This is a genomic window from Streptomyces sp. NPDC058157 (genome assembly GCF_042884105.1).
Lineage (GTDB): Bacteria > Actinomycetota > Actinomycetes > Streptomycetales > Streptomycetaceae > Streptomyces.
In genome coordinates, this window is sequence record NZ_JBHVUQ010000085.1 from 1 (window position 1) to 15,153 (window position 15,153).

The following is a 15,153-nucleotide window of genomic DNA, read 5'->3' on the forward strand; positions in this document are numbered from 1 at the left end:
GACGCCGGGCCCGTCACGGACGGGCCCGGCGTCCGCCTGCCGGTTCAGGCGCCGCGCAGCGCGGCCACCAGGCCCGCGACGAGGTCGGCCCGCTCGGCCATGGAGCCGATCAGCACGTACTCGTGATCGGCGTGGGCGCCGCCGCCGACCGCGCCCAGCCCGTCCAGCGTCGGAACGCCCAGCGCGGCGGTGAAGTTGCCGTCGCTGCCGCCGCCCACCGCCCGGCCCTCGATGCCGGGCAGCAGCCGCTGCGCCACGGCGAACAGCCCGGCCGCCGCCGACTCGGGCATCGGCGGGCGGGTGATCGACCCCTCCACCGTGATCCGCGCCCCCGGCAGGTGCGGGGTCAGCGCGGCGAAGGCGGACTCCACGCGCTCGCGCTCCTCGTCCGACTCCACGCGGACGTCCACCACGACGGTGGCCTCCGCGGGGACGACGTTCTCCAGGGTGCCCGCGGCGGCCACCGTCGGGGTGACGGTGGTACCGGCACCGGGGCGGCCGAACCCCGCGATGGCCAGCACCTGGTGGGCCGCCTCGACCAGGGCGTTGACCCCGGCCGCCGGCTCCAGACCGGCGTGGGAGGCCCGCCCGGCGATGGACACCCGGAAGGCGCCGCAGCCCTTGCGCCCGGTCTTCAGGCCCCCGCCGTCGGCGGCGCCCTCCAGCACCAGGACCGCGCCGCAGGCCAGGGCGCGTTCCTCCAGCAGGGCCCGGGAGGAGCGGGAGCCGACCTCCTCGTCCGCGGTCATCAGGATCTCGACGCCCGAGCGGTCGGCCAGCGTGGCCAGCCCGTGGACCGCCTGCACGATCCCGCCCAGCATGTCGAACACGCCGGGTCCGGTCACCCGGTCGCCGGCGACGGTGAACGGCCGCCGCTCCAGGGTGCCCAGCGGGAACACCGTGTCGTGGTGGCCCAGGATCAGCACCTTCGGCTCGCCGCCGCCCGACCAGTGGACGTGCGGACCGGCCTCGCTCTCGACCAGCACCGCGTGGCCGCCCAGACGGTGCTCGATGATCCCCGCGACGGCTTTCGCCGAGGCCGCGAGGGCCTCCACGTCCCGGGACGGGGACTCGACCTCCACGAGCGTGCGCAGGTCCTCGATCATCGCGTCGACGCTCACCCCGGCGTCCGTCTGCATCGTCACGTCGCACAGGGTAGCCCTCCGTGCGCGGCGGCGGAGAACCGGTCCAGGACCCGGACTCATGGGGTCGGGGCCTGCGGTACGCCGAGGCCGAGGTGGTCGCGCAGGGTGGTGCCCTCGTACTCGGTGCGGAAGACCCCGCGTTCCTGGAGCAGCGGGACGACGGTGTCGGCGAAGCCCTCCAGCCCGTCCGGGGTCAGGTGCGGGACCAGGATGAACCCGTCGGCGGCGTCCGCCTGGACCAGCTCGTCGATCGAGGCGGCGACCGTGGCGGGGGAGCCGACGAAGGTCTGGCGGGCGGTGGTCTCGATGACGAGCTCGCGGATCGAGAGGTTCTTGGCCTCGGCCAGCTCCCGCCACCGCCGGGCGGTGGCCAGGGGGTCGCGGAACGCCCGTACGCTCGCCCGGCCCAGCGCGACGGTGTTCTCGCCGGGCTCGGGGTCGACGTCGGGCAGCGGGCCGTCGGGGTCGTAGCCGGACAGGTCCCGGTTCCAGACCTGCTCCAGGTGGGCGATCGCGGTGGCCCCGCCGACCTGGAGGCGGCGTACCTCGTGGGCGAGTTCGCGGGCCTCGGCGTCGGTGTCGCCGAGGACGAAGGTGGCGGCGGGCAGGATCAGCAGCTGGTCGGGGCGGCGGCCGTGGCGGGCGAGGCGCCGCTTGACGTCGGTGTGGAAGGCGCGGCCCTCCTCCAGGGTCCCGTACCGGCTGAAGATCGCGTCGGCGTGGGCGGCGGCGAACTCCCGTCCCTCGTCGGAGTCGCCCGCCTGGAAGACCACCGGCCGGCCCTGGGGGCCGCGGGGCACGTTGAACCGGCCCGCGATGTCGAAGTGGTGCCCCCGGTGCGCGAAGGCCCCGGCGCGGGCGTCGCGCAGGAAGGCGCCGGTCGCGGGGTCGGCGGCGATCTCGGTGCCGTCCCAGGAGTCGAACAGCTCGGTCGCGGTGGCGAGGAACTCCCGGGCGCGGGTGTAGCGGTCCTCGCGGGGCAGGAAGCCGCCGCGCCGGAAGTTCTCGCCGGTGAAGGCGTCCCAGGAGGTGACCACGTTCCAGGCGGCGCGGCCCGCCGAGAGGTGGTCGAGGGTGGCGAACTGGCGGGCCACCTCGTAGGGCTCGTTGAAGGTGGAGCTGATGGTGCCCGTCAGGCCGATCCGTTCGGTGACGGCGGCCAGGGCGGCGAGGACGGTGAAGGTGTCGGGCCGGCCCGCGACGTCGAGGTCGTGGATCTTCCCGCGCTGCTCGCGCAGGCGCAGTCCCTCCGCGAGGAACAGGAAGTCGAACCGGGCGCGTTCCGCGGTCCGGGCGAAGCGCACGAAGGAGTCGAACTCGATGTGGCTGCCGGCCGCCGGGTCGCTCCACACGGTGGTGTTGTTGACCCCGGGGAAGTGGGCCGCGAGGTGGATCTGCTTGCCCCGCTCGCGCGGCTGGGTGCTCATGGTGTCCTTCCGTGGACCGGTTCAGGCGGGGGTGGCGGCGTACCGGTTGGCCGGGCGGTCCAGGCCCAGCAGTCCGCGCAGCGTGGTGGCCCCGTACGCGCTCCGGAAGGCGCCCCGCCCGCGGAGTTCGGGCACCAGGGCGCGGGTGATCAGCGGGAGGTCGTGGGCGAGGACGGCCGGCCGCAGCCGGAACCCGGTCAGGCCCTCCGCCCGCCACCGCAGGAGCAGGTCGGCGAGCCCGGCCGGGGTTCCCGTGAACACGGCCGCGTCGGTGGGGGCCGGCTGCCCGGCGAGCGCGTCGAGGCGCGCGCGGCGGGCGGCGGCCGCCGGGCCGTCCCCGTCCAGGAAGACGGTGAGGTCGGCGAAGACGTGCGGTGAGCGCGCGGCGTCCACCGCCGCACGGGCCTCCTCCGGATCGTGCGGGGTCACGTACAGCAGGTCCACGGGCCCGGACCCGGGGGCCACGGCGCCCGCGGAAGCCGTGACCAGCGGCTGGCCCTGCGGCGGCCGCGGGGTGATCGACGGTCCCCGGACGCTGAAGTGGGGCCCGGTGAAGTCGACGTGGTGGAGCTTGGCCCGGTCGAGGAACCGGCCCGTGGCCACGTCGCGGATCTCGGCGTCGTCCTCCCAGCTGTCCCACAGCCTGCGGACCACCTCCACGTGGTCGGCGGCCTCCCCGGCCAGCTCGCCCACCGGCACCGGGAAGCTCCGCCGCCCGAAGTGCGCCGCCTCGTGCGCCAGGGCGGAGGTCTGCACGCGCAGGCCCGCCCGGCCCCGGCTGACGTGGTCGAGGGTGGCGATGGCCTTGGAGACGTGGAAGGGCTCGGTGTGGGTGGCCGTCACGCTCGGGACCAGCCCGATGTGCCGGGTCAGCGGGGCCACCCGTGCGGCGGTGAGGACCGCGTCCAGCCGCCCGCGCACCTGGTCGGTGCGCTCGTCGGGGGCGGCCGGCGCGGCGGACTGGAGGGCCAGGGAGTCCTCGAAGGTGACGAAGTCGAGCAGTCCCGCCTCGGCCTCGGTGACGAGGCCGGCCCAGTACCGGGCCGTGAACAGTTCCGCCGGCCGGGCACCCGGCTCGCGCCAGGCCGCCGGATGCCAGCCGGCGCCGTCGAGGGCGACGGCGAGGTGCAGTTCGGACATGCCGAGGACGCTACGCGGGCGGTGTGTACCGTACAACGACCGCCGTGTTAAGGGCATTTGGCGGTCTTGTTGCGCCCGCGCCCCGGCGGGGGAGTCCCGCCGGGGCGCGAACGGCCTCAGGCGGACACGGCCTCCCGGGGCTGCGGTCCGGGCGCGGGCGCGGCCAGGCGGCCCGTGCGGTGCAGCCCGTACAGCGCGGCCGTGCAGCCCAGCCCGAGGGCGAACAGCGCCAGCCAGGGCAGCGCCGACATCCCCGCCGCGCGGGCCGCGTCCAGCGCCGCCCCGGTCAGCAGGTTCCCCAGCGCGATCCCCACCCCGCAGACGGTGTTGTACAGCCCGTAGTGCGTGGCGACCAGGCGGTCCCCGGAGAGGCGGACGATGGTGTCCATCTCGAAGGGGTAGGCGATCATCGTCCCCGCCGCCAGCAGCAGCGCCGACAGCGCCGGCGGCACCGCCGCGAGCAGCCGCGTCCCCGTCACCGACTCCGGCACCGGCAGGGCCGTGGCGGCCAGCAGCGGCAGGAAGGCCGCGCCCATGGCGAACAGCCCCCAGGCCAGGGCCCGTCCGGGTTCCATCCTGGCCTTGCACCAGGCGGTGACCCGGGTCTGGAAGAGGATCGTGCTCAGCCCCGAGACGGCGAACAGCACCGCCACCGCCGCGGTCCCGAAGCGGCCCTCGCCGCCGATGCGGCGGACCTCCAGCGGCAGCGCCATGTACACCTGGAAGGTCATCACGTACGAGCCGATCATCGCCACGGAGAACAGCAGGAACGGCCGGTTGCGCAGGATCCCGCGCCACTGCGCCAGCACCCCCTCCCGCTGCTCGGGCGCGCGTTCCGCCGGGGCGTCCGCCCCGCGCCGCTGCGGCAGGGCCCGGATCTGCACCAGGCTCAGCACCGCGAAGATCCCGGCCGCCACCAGGCAGGTGACGCGGAAGTCCACGCCCGTCAGCACCATGCCGACCAGCGGGCCCAGCAGGATCCCGGCCTGGTAGAAGACGTTGAACAGGGCGAAGGCCTCCACCCGGCGCTCGCCCGCGTCGGCCGCCAGGTAGGCGCGGCTGGCCGGGTTGAACAGGGCTCCGGCCAGGCCCGTCGCGGCGGAGGCGGCGATCAGGGCGGGGACGGAGTCCACCAGGCCGAGGGTGGCGAAGCCGGCGACGCGCAGCACCAGCCCGGCGACGATCATCGGCTTGTAGCCGAGCCGGTCGGCGAGGGTGCCGCCGATGAGGAACATGCCCTGCTGGCTGAAGTTGCGGACGCCGAGGATCAGCCCGACCGTCCAGCCCGCCAGCCCGAGCGGGCCGGCCAGGTGGGTGGCCAGGTAGGGCATGAGCATGTAGAAGCCGAGGTTGATGGTGAACTGGTTCACCATCAGCAGCCGCACGCTGCGCTCGTAGGTGCGGACCTGCGCGAGGGTGCCCTTCATCAGGCGGACACCTCCGCCGCGGCCAGGGTGAGCGGGTCGACCACGGCGGTGCAGCGGGTCCACCGCGTGACCTCCTTCTCGTCCAGCCGCCCGATCGTGTCGGGCTCCGGCGCCGGCGGGGAGTCGAGCAGGCCGTGGGCGGCGCAGTAGTCGTCGTCGTAGACGGTGCCCAGGTAGCGCTGGGGGCCGTCGGGGAAGACGGCCGCGATCCGGGTCTCCGGGGGGAGGGTGCGGGCCAGCCATCCGGCGACCAGGGCGACCGCGCCGACGCTCCAGCCGCCGGTGGCGTAGTGGGAGGAGGCCAGCTCGCGGCAGGTCCACACGGCCTCGCCCGGGGCGACCCAGTGGACCTCGGAGAACTGCTCGTAGGCCACGTTGCGGGGGTAGATGCTGGAGCCGAGCCCGCGCATCAGGCGGGTGCGGGCGGGCTGGCCGAAGATGGTGGACCCGACGGTGTCCACGCCCACCACCTTGAGCTCCGGGTAGAGCTGGCGCAGGGCGCGCGAGAGGCCCGCCGAGTGGCCGCCGGTGCCGACGCTGCACACGAGGACGTCGATGTGGCCCAGTTCGGCGGCCAGTTCGAGGGCGAGGGGGGTGTAGGCGGTGGTGTTGTCCGGGTTGTTGTACTGGTCCGGGCACCAGGAGCCGGGATGCCTCCCCAGCAGTTCGGTGACCCGGTCCCGGCGCGCCTGCTGCCAGCCGCCCGTGGGGTGGGGTTCGGAGACGACGTCGACCCGGGCCCCGTACGCCGTCAGCAGCCGGGTCATCGACGGTTCCAGGCCGGGATCGGTGACCAGGGTGACGGGGTGTCCGTAGACCATGCCGGCCAGCGCCAGGCCGAGGCCCAGGGTGCCGCTGGTGGACTCGATGACGCGGGCTCCGGGCGCCAGGTCCCCCCGGGCGCGGGCGCGTTCGACCATGTGCAGGCCCGGGCGGTCCTTGATGCCGCCGGGATTGAAGCCCTCCAGCTTCGCCCAGAAGCCGCGCCCCGCCGGGGACAGGGGCTCGGAGACGCGCAGCAGGGGGGTGTTGCCGACCAGTCCGGACAGGGTGGTGCGGAGGGGAGGGGTGACGTCGGTGGCCGAAGAATGCATGGTTCCGCTCTCGTTAGGTAGTGCGTCGGTGGGCGCTCTCGGGAGGAGTCGTGCCGTGGCGGGGCGGAGTTCCCCGTGGGGTGTGCGTCGGCCCCCGCCAACGGGCTCACGGGAGCGGCCTAGAGCCGCCACCGACAGACGACGGCGAGAGTGGAACGTGCGGAACGGGCCCGGGCGGGCCTGCCGTCGCCGGGGCACGGGGCCGGGACGACGGCCGTGGCGGGCGCCGGGGCGCCGTGGGGCCGGGCCGTCCCGGAGTCCACGGGGGTGTCGAAGCGGAGGGAGGGGGCCGGGTCGGCGGGGGAGCAGGTGAAGCCGTGGGCCGGGTCGGGATGCGGGTGTCCTTCAGCGCCCGTGGGCCCGGGCTGGAGCACGGCTCCAGCGGTCGGCGAGCCGTTCGCGGCCTGGGCGTGCGGGGGGAAGGAGCAGGAGGGGGCCGCGAACAGCAGCGCCGCGAGCAGGGTGCCGAGCAGGACGGCATACCTGGAGGTAAGCGGACGAATCGCTCGTCGTTGGGGTTGGGCGGGCACAGTTCCTCCGTGCGGCGGGCGGCCCCGGCCCGGGGACGGGCGGCGGCGGGAATCTCCTGGGACGGCTCCCGGGCACGGCTGTGCGTGCGGGGTCGCCGGCGGCGCGGATCCCGGTGCCTACACCCGCAGGACGGCGGAACTCCTCGTGTGCGCCAGGGTGTCGTCGCCGACGGGCCCGGCCGCGCGCACCGTGCCGCGGGAGGCGGGGGCGCCGACGGGTGCGCGGTCCTCCACCGGGGTCGCCGGGGCGGGCGGGGCGTCGAGGGCGGGGGTCGCCCGGGGCGACAGGGGCACGCACGCGTGGACCGGGTGCGCAGGGTCATGGCGGCCGACGGAGTCGGTCACCGGGACCGCGAGACCACGCCGGGCCGCGGCGGCCCGGGTGGTGTCGGCCGGAGCCGCGTCGATCCGGAGCGCTTCCGCCGCAACGGTGTCGGCCTGGATCGCGAGGGTCCGAACGGCGGCGTCCGGGGCGGTGGCGTCCGGGGCGGTGGCGTCCGGGGCGGTGGCGTCCCGTGCGGTGGTGGACACCTGGGCGTGTGGCGCGGTGGCGTGGTCGGACGGGTCGTGGGACCCGCCGGAGCCGTGGGCGCAGGCCAGGGCCAGGAGCAGCAGGGTCAGCCCGAGCAGGTGCAGCAGACCCGCGGAGGGGCGGGTCCGCGGCATGCGGGGCGACCGGGCTGTGACCACGCCGTGATCCTAGCGTGCCCCCCGCGTGATGACGGGCCGCGAATCGGACAATCGACGGCCGGGTTCCGGACGGCCGTCGTCCGGCGGGGTCAGGGGTGCAGCTCCCGCGCGTCCAGCGGGATCCGCCAGGCGTTGCGCCGTCGTACGGCGTGCAGTTCGGCCTCCAGCGGGCTCGGGGGCACCGTGAGGACGGGGCAGGGCGCGTGCGCCAGGCAGTACCGGGCCACCGACGGGCGCAGGGCGCCCAGCAGCCCGCCGCGCCCTCCGGCGCCGACCACCAGCAGGTCCTCCGGGTCCCGTACGGCGTCGACCAGCGCGGCCCCCGGCAGGCCCCGTACCGCCTGCCCGGCCAGGGTGACGCCCGGCCCGCCCGGTCCGAAGGCGGCGTCCAGGGTCTCGCGCAGCCGCTCGACCGCCGCCGCCCGGCACTCGGGGAAGGGGGAGCACACGCAGGAGGTCCGGCTGCCCAGGCCTCCGCCCGGAGCCTGCCAGGCCAGCACCGCCCACAGCTCCGCACCCCGCAGCCGGGCCTCGGCCGCGGCCCGGTGCAGCGCCGTCAGACCGCCCGGGCCGCCGCTCACCCCCGCCACCACGCGTCGCCGCACCGCCGCTCCTCCCCAGCCGCCCGCCCGCCGGGATCCGGCGGGCCGTGTCCGGGTTCCATTCAACGGCAGGTCGGGCCCGACGGGCCGTCAGCGGCCCGTATGGAACCGGGCCCCGGGCATCAGGGTCCCGTCAGGAGGCGGGGCACACCCCCCGGGGCCGGCCGGCTCAGGCCGGTTCCGGGGTCGCGCGCACCAGCACGAGGGAGCCCTCGTACGCGGCCTGCGTCCGCAGGTGGCCGTGGCGGGCGTCCCAGGCGCCGGAGGCCAGGTCGTGGCGCAGCCGCTCGTCGAAGCGCTCCCGCACCCCGTCGTCGACGAAGCTCCACGCCGAGCAGGCCTGGCGGGCGGCCGGGTCGAGGAGCATCTCGGGACGCCCGTAGTAGGCCTCGTTGAAGCCGTCGGTGCAGTCCAGCGGGATCGGCACGGTGTGGACCGTCCCCGTGCCGCCGAGGGCCGCCGCGATGTCCTCCACGCGCGGGTAGCGCCGGGCCTCGGTGTCGAGCACCTCGGGGGCGTACTCGTACAGCCAGAAGTCGCGGACCAGCGACGGGGCGCAGGTGAGCACCACCACCGGGCCCCGGGTGACCCGCCGCATCTCGCGCAGCCCCCGGGTGACGTCGCTCCACTGGTGCACGCTGAACAGGGTCATCGCCCCGTCGAACGCGCCGTCCGCGAAGGGCAGGTCCTCGGCGACGGCGTCGACGGCGCGCACCAGCCGGGCCGGCCGCTGGGCGCGCATGGACCGCGAGGGCTCGACCGCGGTCACCTCGCGGGCCGCGTTCTCGTACGATCCGGCGCCGGCGCCGACGTTGAGGACCGTGCGGGCGTCGCCCAGGGCCTCGGCGATGAACCGCGCGATACGGGTGTCGGGGCGCCGGAAGGAGGCGTAGCCGGAGCCGATGGCTCCGTAATCGACGTCCCCGGCGCTGCCGTCCTGAGTGCGTACATTCATGGTTGCATCCTGCATCCGCGAGGACCCTTTCGTACACGGCCTTGCAGATGCTTGTGGAAACAGCCATATGGGCGGCAGGTGTGGAATGGAGGATGGTCCGGCCCCTGACGCCCCGCGCGCTTGGACGCCCCGTCAGTCCGTCCGTCAGTCCGTCCCGGCGCCCGGAGCCGGGACCGGGAGGCGCAGGACCAGGCGGGCGCCCGCGGTGGAGGGTTCGGCGGTGAGCGTACCGCCGTGGTGGGCCGCCAGGTCGCGGGCGATGGCCAGCCCGAGGCCGGCGCCGCCGTGGTCGCGGCTGCGGGCGTCGTCGAGCCGGGTGAACCGTTCGAAGACCCGCTCCCGGTCGGCGGACGGGATGCCGGGGCCGTCGTCCCGGACCTCCAGGAGGGCGGTCCGCACCTCCGGCGGGCCCGAGGTGCGCAGCACGAGCTCGACCCGTCCGGCGGCGAACCGCTGGGCGTTGTCCAGCAGGTTGGTCACCACCCGGGTCAGCCACAGCTCGCTGCCCTCCACCACGACCCCCTCCGCCGCGCGGACGCGCACGGGGACCCGGTCGCCCAGCCGCGCGTCCACCGCGTCCCGCACCAGGGCGCCCAGGTCCAGCCGGACCGAGGCCGCGGGCTGGGCGGCGTCGATCCGGGCGAGCAGCAGCAGGTCGGAGCAGAGCCGCTCCAGCCGGTCGGTGTCCTCCAGCGCCCCGCTGATCAGCTCCGGCCACAGTTCGGGGTCCCGCACCGCCAGGGCCACCTCCAGCTGGGTGCGCAGCACGGTCAGCGGGCTGCGCAACTCGTGCGAGGCGTCGGCGATGAACTGGCGCTGGCGGATCCCGGAGGACTCCAGCCGGTCCAGGGTGGTGTTCATCGTCCGGGCCAGCCGGGCCACCTCGTCCCCGGTCGGCGGCACCGGGACCCGGCGGTGCAGGTCGCGGTCGCTGATCTCGGCGACCTCCGCCCGGATCGCCTCGACGGGCCGCAGCGCACGGCCGGTGACCCGCCAGGTCACCAGGGCCACGAGCGCCAGCAGCAGCGGGCCGCCGACGACCAGTGCGGCGGTGGTGGTGTCGTCGGCGGCGTCCACGTCCCGCAGCGAGGTCCCGACGTAGACGGACACCAGCCCGTCGGGCGTCTGGGTGGTCACCTGCACCACCCGCTGGCGGTGCTCCCCGCCGAGCGGGCGGATCCGCCAGGTGTGGAACACCGTGCCGGGGCCCTGGGCCCCGGCGGCGGGCCCCAGCGCGGGCAGGCCCGCCAGGTTCGGGGTCGCGCGCAGCACCCGGCCGCGGGCGTTGACCACCTGGACGAAGTCGGCCCCGTGCAGCGGTGCCCGCATCCGGTCGAGGCGGCCGCCCGCCGCGAGCTGCGCGACCGCCACGGCCTGCTCCTCGGCGTCGCGCTCGGCGTTGCGCAGCATGCCGGCCCGGAGCAGCCCGAGCAGCGCCACGGAGGCCACGGCCAGCGCGACGGCCACCACGGCGACGGCGCCCGCGGTGGCCCGGGCGCGGACGGTGACGGGCCGCAGCCGGCGCAGGCGCGAGCGCAGCCGGCGCGGCAGGGCCTTCGGGAAACGGGGGAAGCGGGGGGCACGGGGGGCGCGGGGGACGCGGGGGACGCGGGGGGCGCGCCCCGCCGGGAGCTCAGCCACCGTCGGCCGCCAGCCGATACCCGACGCCCCGCACGGTCTCCAGGGCGGACCGGCCGAAGGGGGCGTCGATCTTCCGGCGCACCGCGCTGACGTGCACCTCGACGACGTTGGGATCGCCGTCGAAGGCGCTGTCCCACACCTGCTCCAGGATCTCCCGCTTGGGCACCACCTCGCCGGGGCGCCGGGCCAGGTACTCCAGCACCGCGAACTCCCGGGCCGTCAGCCGTATCTCCGTCTCCCCGCGCGAGCACACGTGACGGGCCGGGTCCAGCAGCAGGTCGCCGAGGAGCAGGGTCTGCGGGCCGCGCCGGCCGGTGCGGCGGCCCAGCGCTCGCAGCCGGGCCACCAGGACGAGGTAGGAGAACGGCTTGGAGAGGAAGTCGTCGGCGCCGGTGTCCAGGGCCTCCGCCTCGTCGTACTCGCCGTCCTTGGCGGTGAGCATCAGGATCCCGGCCTCGTTGCCGGCCGCGCGCAGCCGGGCGCACACCCGGTAGCCGTTGAGGCCGGGCAGCATGATGTCGAGCACGATCAGGTCGTAGTCGTGCTCGCAGGCCATCCACAGCCCCTGCGGGCCGTCGTGGGCCACGTCCACCGAGAAGCCCTCGGACTGCAGGCCCCGCTGCAGGGCCGCGGCCAGCCGCCTCTCGTCCTCCACCACCAGTACGCGCATGCCGACCAGGGTCTCAGGCCCGGCGGGCGGATTGCTGAAGAGGTCTTCAGCGGGCTTCAGGTGGGCTTCAGCATCGCCTCGGCAGGCTCTGCGACGAGCCGGGTGCGGTACCCGGCGGTCTTCCGAGGAGTCCCGCCATGTCAGAGTCCTTCCCGCAGCCCGAGCAGAACCCCGAGCCCCAGCCCGAGGCCGCGGCCGGTGAGGGCACGGCCAAGCGCAAGGGCCGCCTCGCCCGGGTGGGCCGCGTGGTGCCCCGTGGCGCCGGAGCGCGCTGGGCGGTGGCCGGGGCGGCCGCCGCGGTGATCGTGGGCGGCGGGGCCGCGGCCGTGGCGGTCGCCGGCCACCACGACGGCCACCGGGAGGCGATGGCGAAGGACGGGCGCCCGGGCTGGGCCGCGCCGGACCACGAGGGCGGTCACGAGGGCGGCCACGGCGGCCACGGCGGTCACGGTGGACGAGGCCCCCAGGGCGAGCGTCCCCACCCGAAGAACCCGCAGGTGCGCGACGGCGCCGCCGGTCTGGACGGGGAGTCCGGGAAGAAGGGCGCGGCGGCCCCCGCCCCGCTGCCCGCCCTGCCGATCGACCAGGCCGCGCAGAAGGCCGCGGCGGCCGTGCCCGGCGGCAAGGTCGAGGCCCTGCGCGCCGTCCCGCAGCAGGGCGGCGGCAGCGCCTGGCGCGCCGTGGTCCTCGGCCCGGACGGCGTCCGCCACGCGGTGACGATCTCGGGCACGGACGGCACGGCGACCGAGAACACCCCCCTGACGAAGGGCTGACCCCCGCCGACCGCCCCCACCACCCCGTCCGGCCCGCCGGCCGCACCACTCCCCGACCGGCCGCGCGGCCGAACCACCGCTCCACACGTCCGGGCCACGCCCAGATCCGGGTGACCCCGGGCAGGATGGCCCCGGGCTGTGCGCCTAGGCCCGTGCCCCTGGGGTCGGGTGAACCCGGGCTGCGCGCCCCCGGGCCATGCCCTTGGGTCACGTCCTCGGGTCGGGTGGCCCCGGGAAGTGCCTCTGGGCCGTGCCCCTGGGGCCGGTGAACCCGGGCTGTGCCCCCCGGGTCATGCCCTTGGGCCACGCCCTCGGGCCGGGTGGACCCGGGCCGTGTCCCCGGGCCGTGCCCCTGGGGTCAGGTGGACCCGGGCCGTGTTCCAGCGCCGTGCCCCGGGCTGCCCTTTGGGCCACGTCCTCGGGTCGGGTGGACCCGGGCCGTGCCTCCGGGCCGTGCCCCCTGGGGTGGGGTGGCCCCGGGCCGCGCCTCCCGGGCCGCGTCCCCGGGCCGTGGCCCCAGCCTCCTGCCCTTGGGCCACGCCCTCGGGTCGCGTCCCGGGCCCGTGGCCCCGGCAGGCTGGACCCGGGCCGTGCCCCCGGGTCGGTGGTTGCCCGGTCGCGGGGTGCGGGCGGGACGCGGGGCGTCCCGGGGGCCGGTGTGGCCGGGGGCGGGCAGAATGAAGGGGGCCCACGTGGGCGGACGGCCACGCGGGGTGCCCGGGCAGAGGAGGCCGCTCGTGCCGTCGGACCAGCAGGGGGGTGCGCGGGCTCCCGGCCCGATCCTGTCCGAGCCGGGATCGCTGCTGGAGCACGTTCCCGTCGCCGTCCTCGGCCTCGACACGGCCGGACGGGTCCGCTACTGGGGCCCCGGCGCGCAGGACCTCTTCGGGTACGAGGCCACGGTCGCGCTGTCCCGGCCCGCCGCCGCACTCTTCCCCGCACCGGACGAGGGGCCCGGCCCGGCCGAGCTGCTGGTCGAGCGGGCCCTGGCCCTGGGCTACTGGCGGGTCCGGCTGCCCGTCCTGCACCGCGACGGCACCGTCGTGGACTGCGGGTTCCGCGCCTTCCCGGTAACCGGCGACAACGAAGCCACCGGAGGCCCACGCAGCCCCGGCGGCCCCGAGGACACCCCCGGCCCCGGCGGCACCCCTGGCCCGGGCGGCACCTCCAGCACGCACGACACCAGCGGCACGCCCGGCCCCGGCGGCCCCGAGGACACCACCGGCCCCGGCGGTGCCCCCGGCACCCCGGGCACCAGCGGCATCCCCGGCCCCGGCGGCGCCCCCGGCATCCCCGGCGCCGAAGGCGCCCCCGGTGCCGTGGTCATGGTCCTGGCCAGCCGGGCTGAGGAGCTCGACCGGGTGAAGACCAACCTCGCCTTCCTCGACGCCCTCTTCGAGACCTGCCCCATCGGCCTGGTGATGCTCGACGAGGAGCTGCGCTACGTCCACCTCAACCAGGCCCTGGCCGACATGGACGGCATCCCCGTCGCCGACCACCTCGGCCGCGACACCGCCGAGATCATGGTCACCGCCGACGGCGGCGAGTTCCGGCGGATGCTGCGCGCCGTCGCCGACGAGGGCCGCCCGCTGGTCGGCGTCCCGGTCGGGATGCGCACGCCCGGCCGTCCCGACGTGGACCAGGTGCGTTCCGTCAGCCTCTTCCCGCTCAGCGGCGCCGCCGGGAGCCGGCCCGGCGTCGGCGGCCTGCTGGTCGACGTCACCGACCGGGAACGGGCCCTGCTGGAAGCCACCGCCGCCCGCCGGCGCCTGGCCCTCCTGGACCGGGCCGGCGCCCGCATCGGCACCACCCTCGACGTGGACACCACCGCCCGCGAGCTCGTCGACGTGGTCATGCCGGAGTTCTGCGACGGCTCCGTCGTCGAGCTGGTCGAATGGATGTACCCCTCCGAGGCCTTCGATCCCGCCCTACCCCTGATCACCCGCCGGATCGCCTCCGGCACCGTCCTGCCACCGCCCGCCGCCGAGCTGCTCGCCGCCCTGGACCGGGTGACCTACCCGCCGGGCTCCAGCATCCACCGGATGCTGAGCACCGGCCGCCCGCTGTCCGTCCGCGTCGACGAGGAGTTCGCGGCCCGGACCGTCGGCCACCGCGACCTCGCCCGCCAGCTCCTCGACAGCGGCGTGGGCTACGTCCTCATCGCCCCGCTCATCGCCCGCGGCCACGTCCAGGGCATCACCGTCTTCGGCCGTTCCGCCGCCCGCCCCGCCTTCACCGACCAGGACCTCGGCCTCGCCGGGGAACTCGCCTCCCGCGCCGCCCTGTGCCTGGACAACGCCCGCCTCTACAGCCGGGTCCAGGACATCTCCCTCACCCTCCAGCGCGCCCTGCTGCCCACCGCCCCGGACCCGACCGCGCACGTGGGCGTCGCCCACCGCTACCTGCCCGGCAGCCGCGCCACCGAGGTCGGCGGCGACTGGTACGACGTGATCGCCCTCCCCGACGGCCGGGTGGCCCTCGTCGTCGGCGACGTCATGGGACACGGGGTGCCGGCCGCCGCCTCCATGGGCCGGCTGCGCATCACCGCCCGCGCCCTGGCCCCCCACAGCCCCGACCCGGCGGGGCTGCTCGCCGAACTGGACGCGGCCGCCCGGGACGCCGGCATCGAACTGGCCACCTGCCTCTACGCCGTCTACGACCCCCGCACCGGTGGGGCCCGCATCGCCAACGCCGGCCACCCCCCGCCGCTGGTGCGCCACCCCGACGGCACCGTCGAAACCCTCGGGGACGTCCTCGGCGTCCCGCTCGGGGTCGGCGGCGTCCCCTTTCGCTCCACCCGGACCGAACTGCCCGACGGGGCCGTCCTCGCCCTGTACACCGACGGCCTCGTCGAGGCGCGCGGCCAGGACATCGACGCGGGGCTCGACGCCCTGCGCGCCGAACTGGCCCGGGCGTCCGGACCCCTGGAAGAGGAGGCCGACCGTATCCTGGCGGCCCTGCTGCCCGACGGGGCGACCGACGACACCGTCCTCGTCCTCGCCCGGCTCCGCCGGGCCCGCGACGGGGACGCGCAGCCGCACGAGGATTGAGAGGCGGAC

Annotated in this window: 13 protein-coding genes; 2 read left to right on the forward strand and 11 right to left on the reverse strand. The window is 76.4% G+C overall.

Translation table 11 applies throughout. The features are described 5' to 3' along the window. Positions 1-44: 44 nt before the first annotated feature. From ACFVXK_RS21390 to ACFVXK_RS21440, 11 genes are all read right to left on the reverse strand, one after another. Positions 45-1,139: a M20 family metallopeptidase gene (locus ACFVXK_RS21390; protein WP_389613993.1), complete on the reverse strand. Its 1,095-nt coding sequence runs from the start codon at positions 1,137-1,139 to the stop codon at positions 45-47. A 62-nt stretch (positions 1,140-1,201) separates the two neighbouring features. Next, positions 1,202-2,572 (reverse strand): NtaA/DmoA family FMN-dependent monooxygenase, encoded by a 1,371-nt coding sequence (locus tag ACFVXK_RS21395; protein WP_389613941.1) that lies wholly within the window; start codon positions 2,570-2,572, stop codon positions 1,202-1,204. 21 nt (positions 2,573-2,593) lie between these two features. Then, on the reverse strand, positions 2,594-3,712 hold the full coding sequence (locus ACFVXK_RS21400) for an LLM class flavin-dependent oxidoreductase (RefSeq protein WP_389613943.1): 1,119 nt from the start codon (positions 3,710-3,712) through the stop codon (positions 2,594-2,596). 116 nt (positions 3,713-3,828) lie between these two features. Continuing rightward, a complete protein-coding gene (locus ACFVXK_RS21405) occupies positions 3,829-5,139 on the reverse strand; it encodes an MDR family MFS transporter (protein WP_389613945.1) in 1,311 nt (436 codons plus the stop codon). Then, entirely contained in the window at positions 5,139-6,233 is a 1,095-nt protein-coding gene (locus ACFVXK_RS21410) for a PLP-dependent cysteine synthase family protein (RefSeq protein WP_389613947.1), read from the reverse strand. The genes ACFVXK_RS21405 and ACFVXK_RS21410 overlap by 1 nt, the downstream gene beginning before the upstream one ends. A 119-nt stretch (positions 6,234-6,352) precedes the next feature. Further along, positions 6,353-6,763 (reverse strand): hypothetical protein, encoded by a 411-nt coding sequence (locus tag ACFVXK_RS21415; RefSeq protein ID WP_389613949.1) that lies wholly within the window; start codon positions 6,761-6,763, stop codon positions 6,353-6,355. A gap of 117 nt (positions 6,764-6,880) precedes the next feature. Then, positions 6,881-7,453: a hypothetical protein gene (locus ACFVXK_RS21420; RefSeq protein ID WP_389613951.1), complete on the reverse strand. Its 573-nt coding sequence runs from the start codon at positions 7,451-7,453 to the stop codon at positions 6,881-6,883. Between the two features lie 89 nt (positions 7,454-7,542). Next, positions 7,543-8,058, reverse strand: a complete 516-nt coding sequence (locus ACFVXK_RS21425) for a universal stress protein (RefSeq protein WP_389613953.1) — start codon at positions 8,056-8,058, stop codon at positions 7,543-7,545. 166 nt (positions 8,059-8,224) lie between these two features. Next, positions 8,225-9,010, reverse strand: a complete 786-nt coding sequence (locus ACFVXK_RS21430) for a class I SAM-dependent methyltransferase (protein ID WP_389613955.1) — start codon at positions 9,008-9,010, stop codon at positions 8,225-8,227. Positions 9,011-9,154: 144 nt separating this feature from the next. Then, entirely contained in the window at positions 9,155-10,537 is a 1,383-nt protein-coding gene (locus tag ACFVXK_RS21435) for an ATP-binding protein (protein WP_389613995.1), read from the reverse strand. Between the two features lie 106 nt (positions 10,538-10,643). Continuing rightward, positions 10,644-11,321, reverse strand: a complete 678-nt coding sequence (locus ACFVXK_RS21440) for a response regulator transcription factor (RefSeq protein ID WP_389613957.1) — start codon at positions 11,319-11,321, stop codon at positions 10,644-10,646. A gap of 137 nt (positions 11,322-11,458) precedes the next feature. Here ACFVXK_RS21440 and ACFVXK_RS21445 point away from each other — a divergent pair, with 137 nt between their 5' ends. Together ACFVXK_RS21445 and ACFVXK_RS21450 are read left to right on the forward strand one after the other, a co-directional pair. Continuing rightward, the gene (locus ACFVXK_RS21445) at positions 11,459-12,094 is read left to right on the forward strand and encodes a hypothetical protein (RefSeq protein ID WP_389613959.1); all 636 of its coding nucleotides are present in this window, start codon (positions 11,459-11,461) and stop codon (positions 12,092-12,094) included. A 737-nt stretch (positions 12,095-12,831) separates the two neighbouring features. Continuing rightward, positions 12,832-15,144, forward strand: coding sequence for a SpoIIE family protein phosphatase (locus ACFVXK_RS21450; protein WP_389613961.1), 2,313 nt, complete (start codon positions 12,832-12,834; stop codon positions 15,142-15,144). Positions 15,145-15,153: the final 9 nt, after the last annotated feature.

What these genes read in the sequence shown, in the direction of transcription:
- ACFVXK_RS21440 (WP_389613957.1), bottom strand. Translation starts at nt 11,321, where the DNA reads ATGCGCGTACTGGTGGTGGAGGACGAGAGGCGGCTGGCCGCGGCCCTG.
- ACFVXK_RS21395 (WP_389613941.1), bottom strand. Translation starts at nt 2,572, where the DNA reads ATGAGCACCCAGCCGCGCGAGCGGGGCAAGCAGATCCACCTCGCGGCC.
- ACFVXK_RS21390 (WP_389613993.1), bottom strand. Translation starts at nt 1,139, where the DNA reads ATGCAGACGGACGCCGGGGTGAGCGTCGACGCGATGATCGAGGACCTG.
- ACFVXK_RS21405 (WP_389613945.1), bottom strand. Translation starts at nt 5,139, where the DNA reads ATGAAGGGCACCCTCGCGCAGGTCCGCACCTACGAGCGCAGCGTGCGG.
- ACFVXK_RS21410 (WP_389613947.1), bottom strand. Translation starts at nt 6,233, where the DNA reads ATGCATTCTTCGGCCACCGACGTCACCCCTCCCCTCCGCACCACCCTG.
- ACFVXK_RS21430 (WP_389613955.1), bottom strand. Translation starts at nt 9,010, where the DNA reads ATGAATGTACGCACTCAGGACGGCAGCGCCGGGGACGTCGATTACGGA.
- ACFVXK_RS21445 (WP_389613959.1), top strand. Translation starts at nt 11,459, where the DNA reads ATGTCAGAGTCCTTCCCGCAGCCCGAGCAGAACCCCGAGCCCCAGCCC.
- ACFVXK_RS21400 (WP_389613943.1), bottom strand. Translation starts at nt 3,712, where the DNA reads ATGTCCGAACTGCACCTCGCCGTCGCCCTCGACGGCGCCGGCTGGCAT.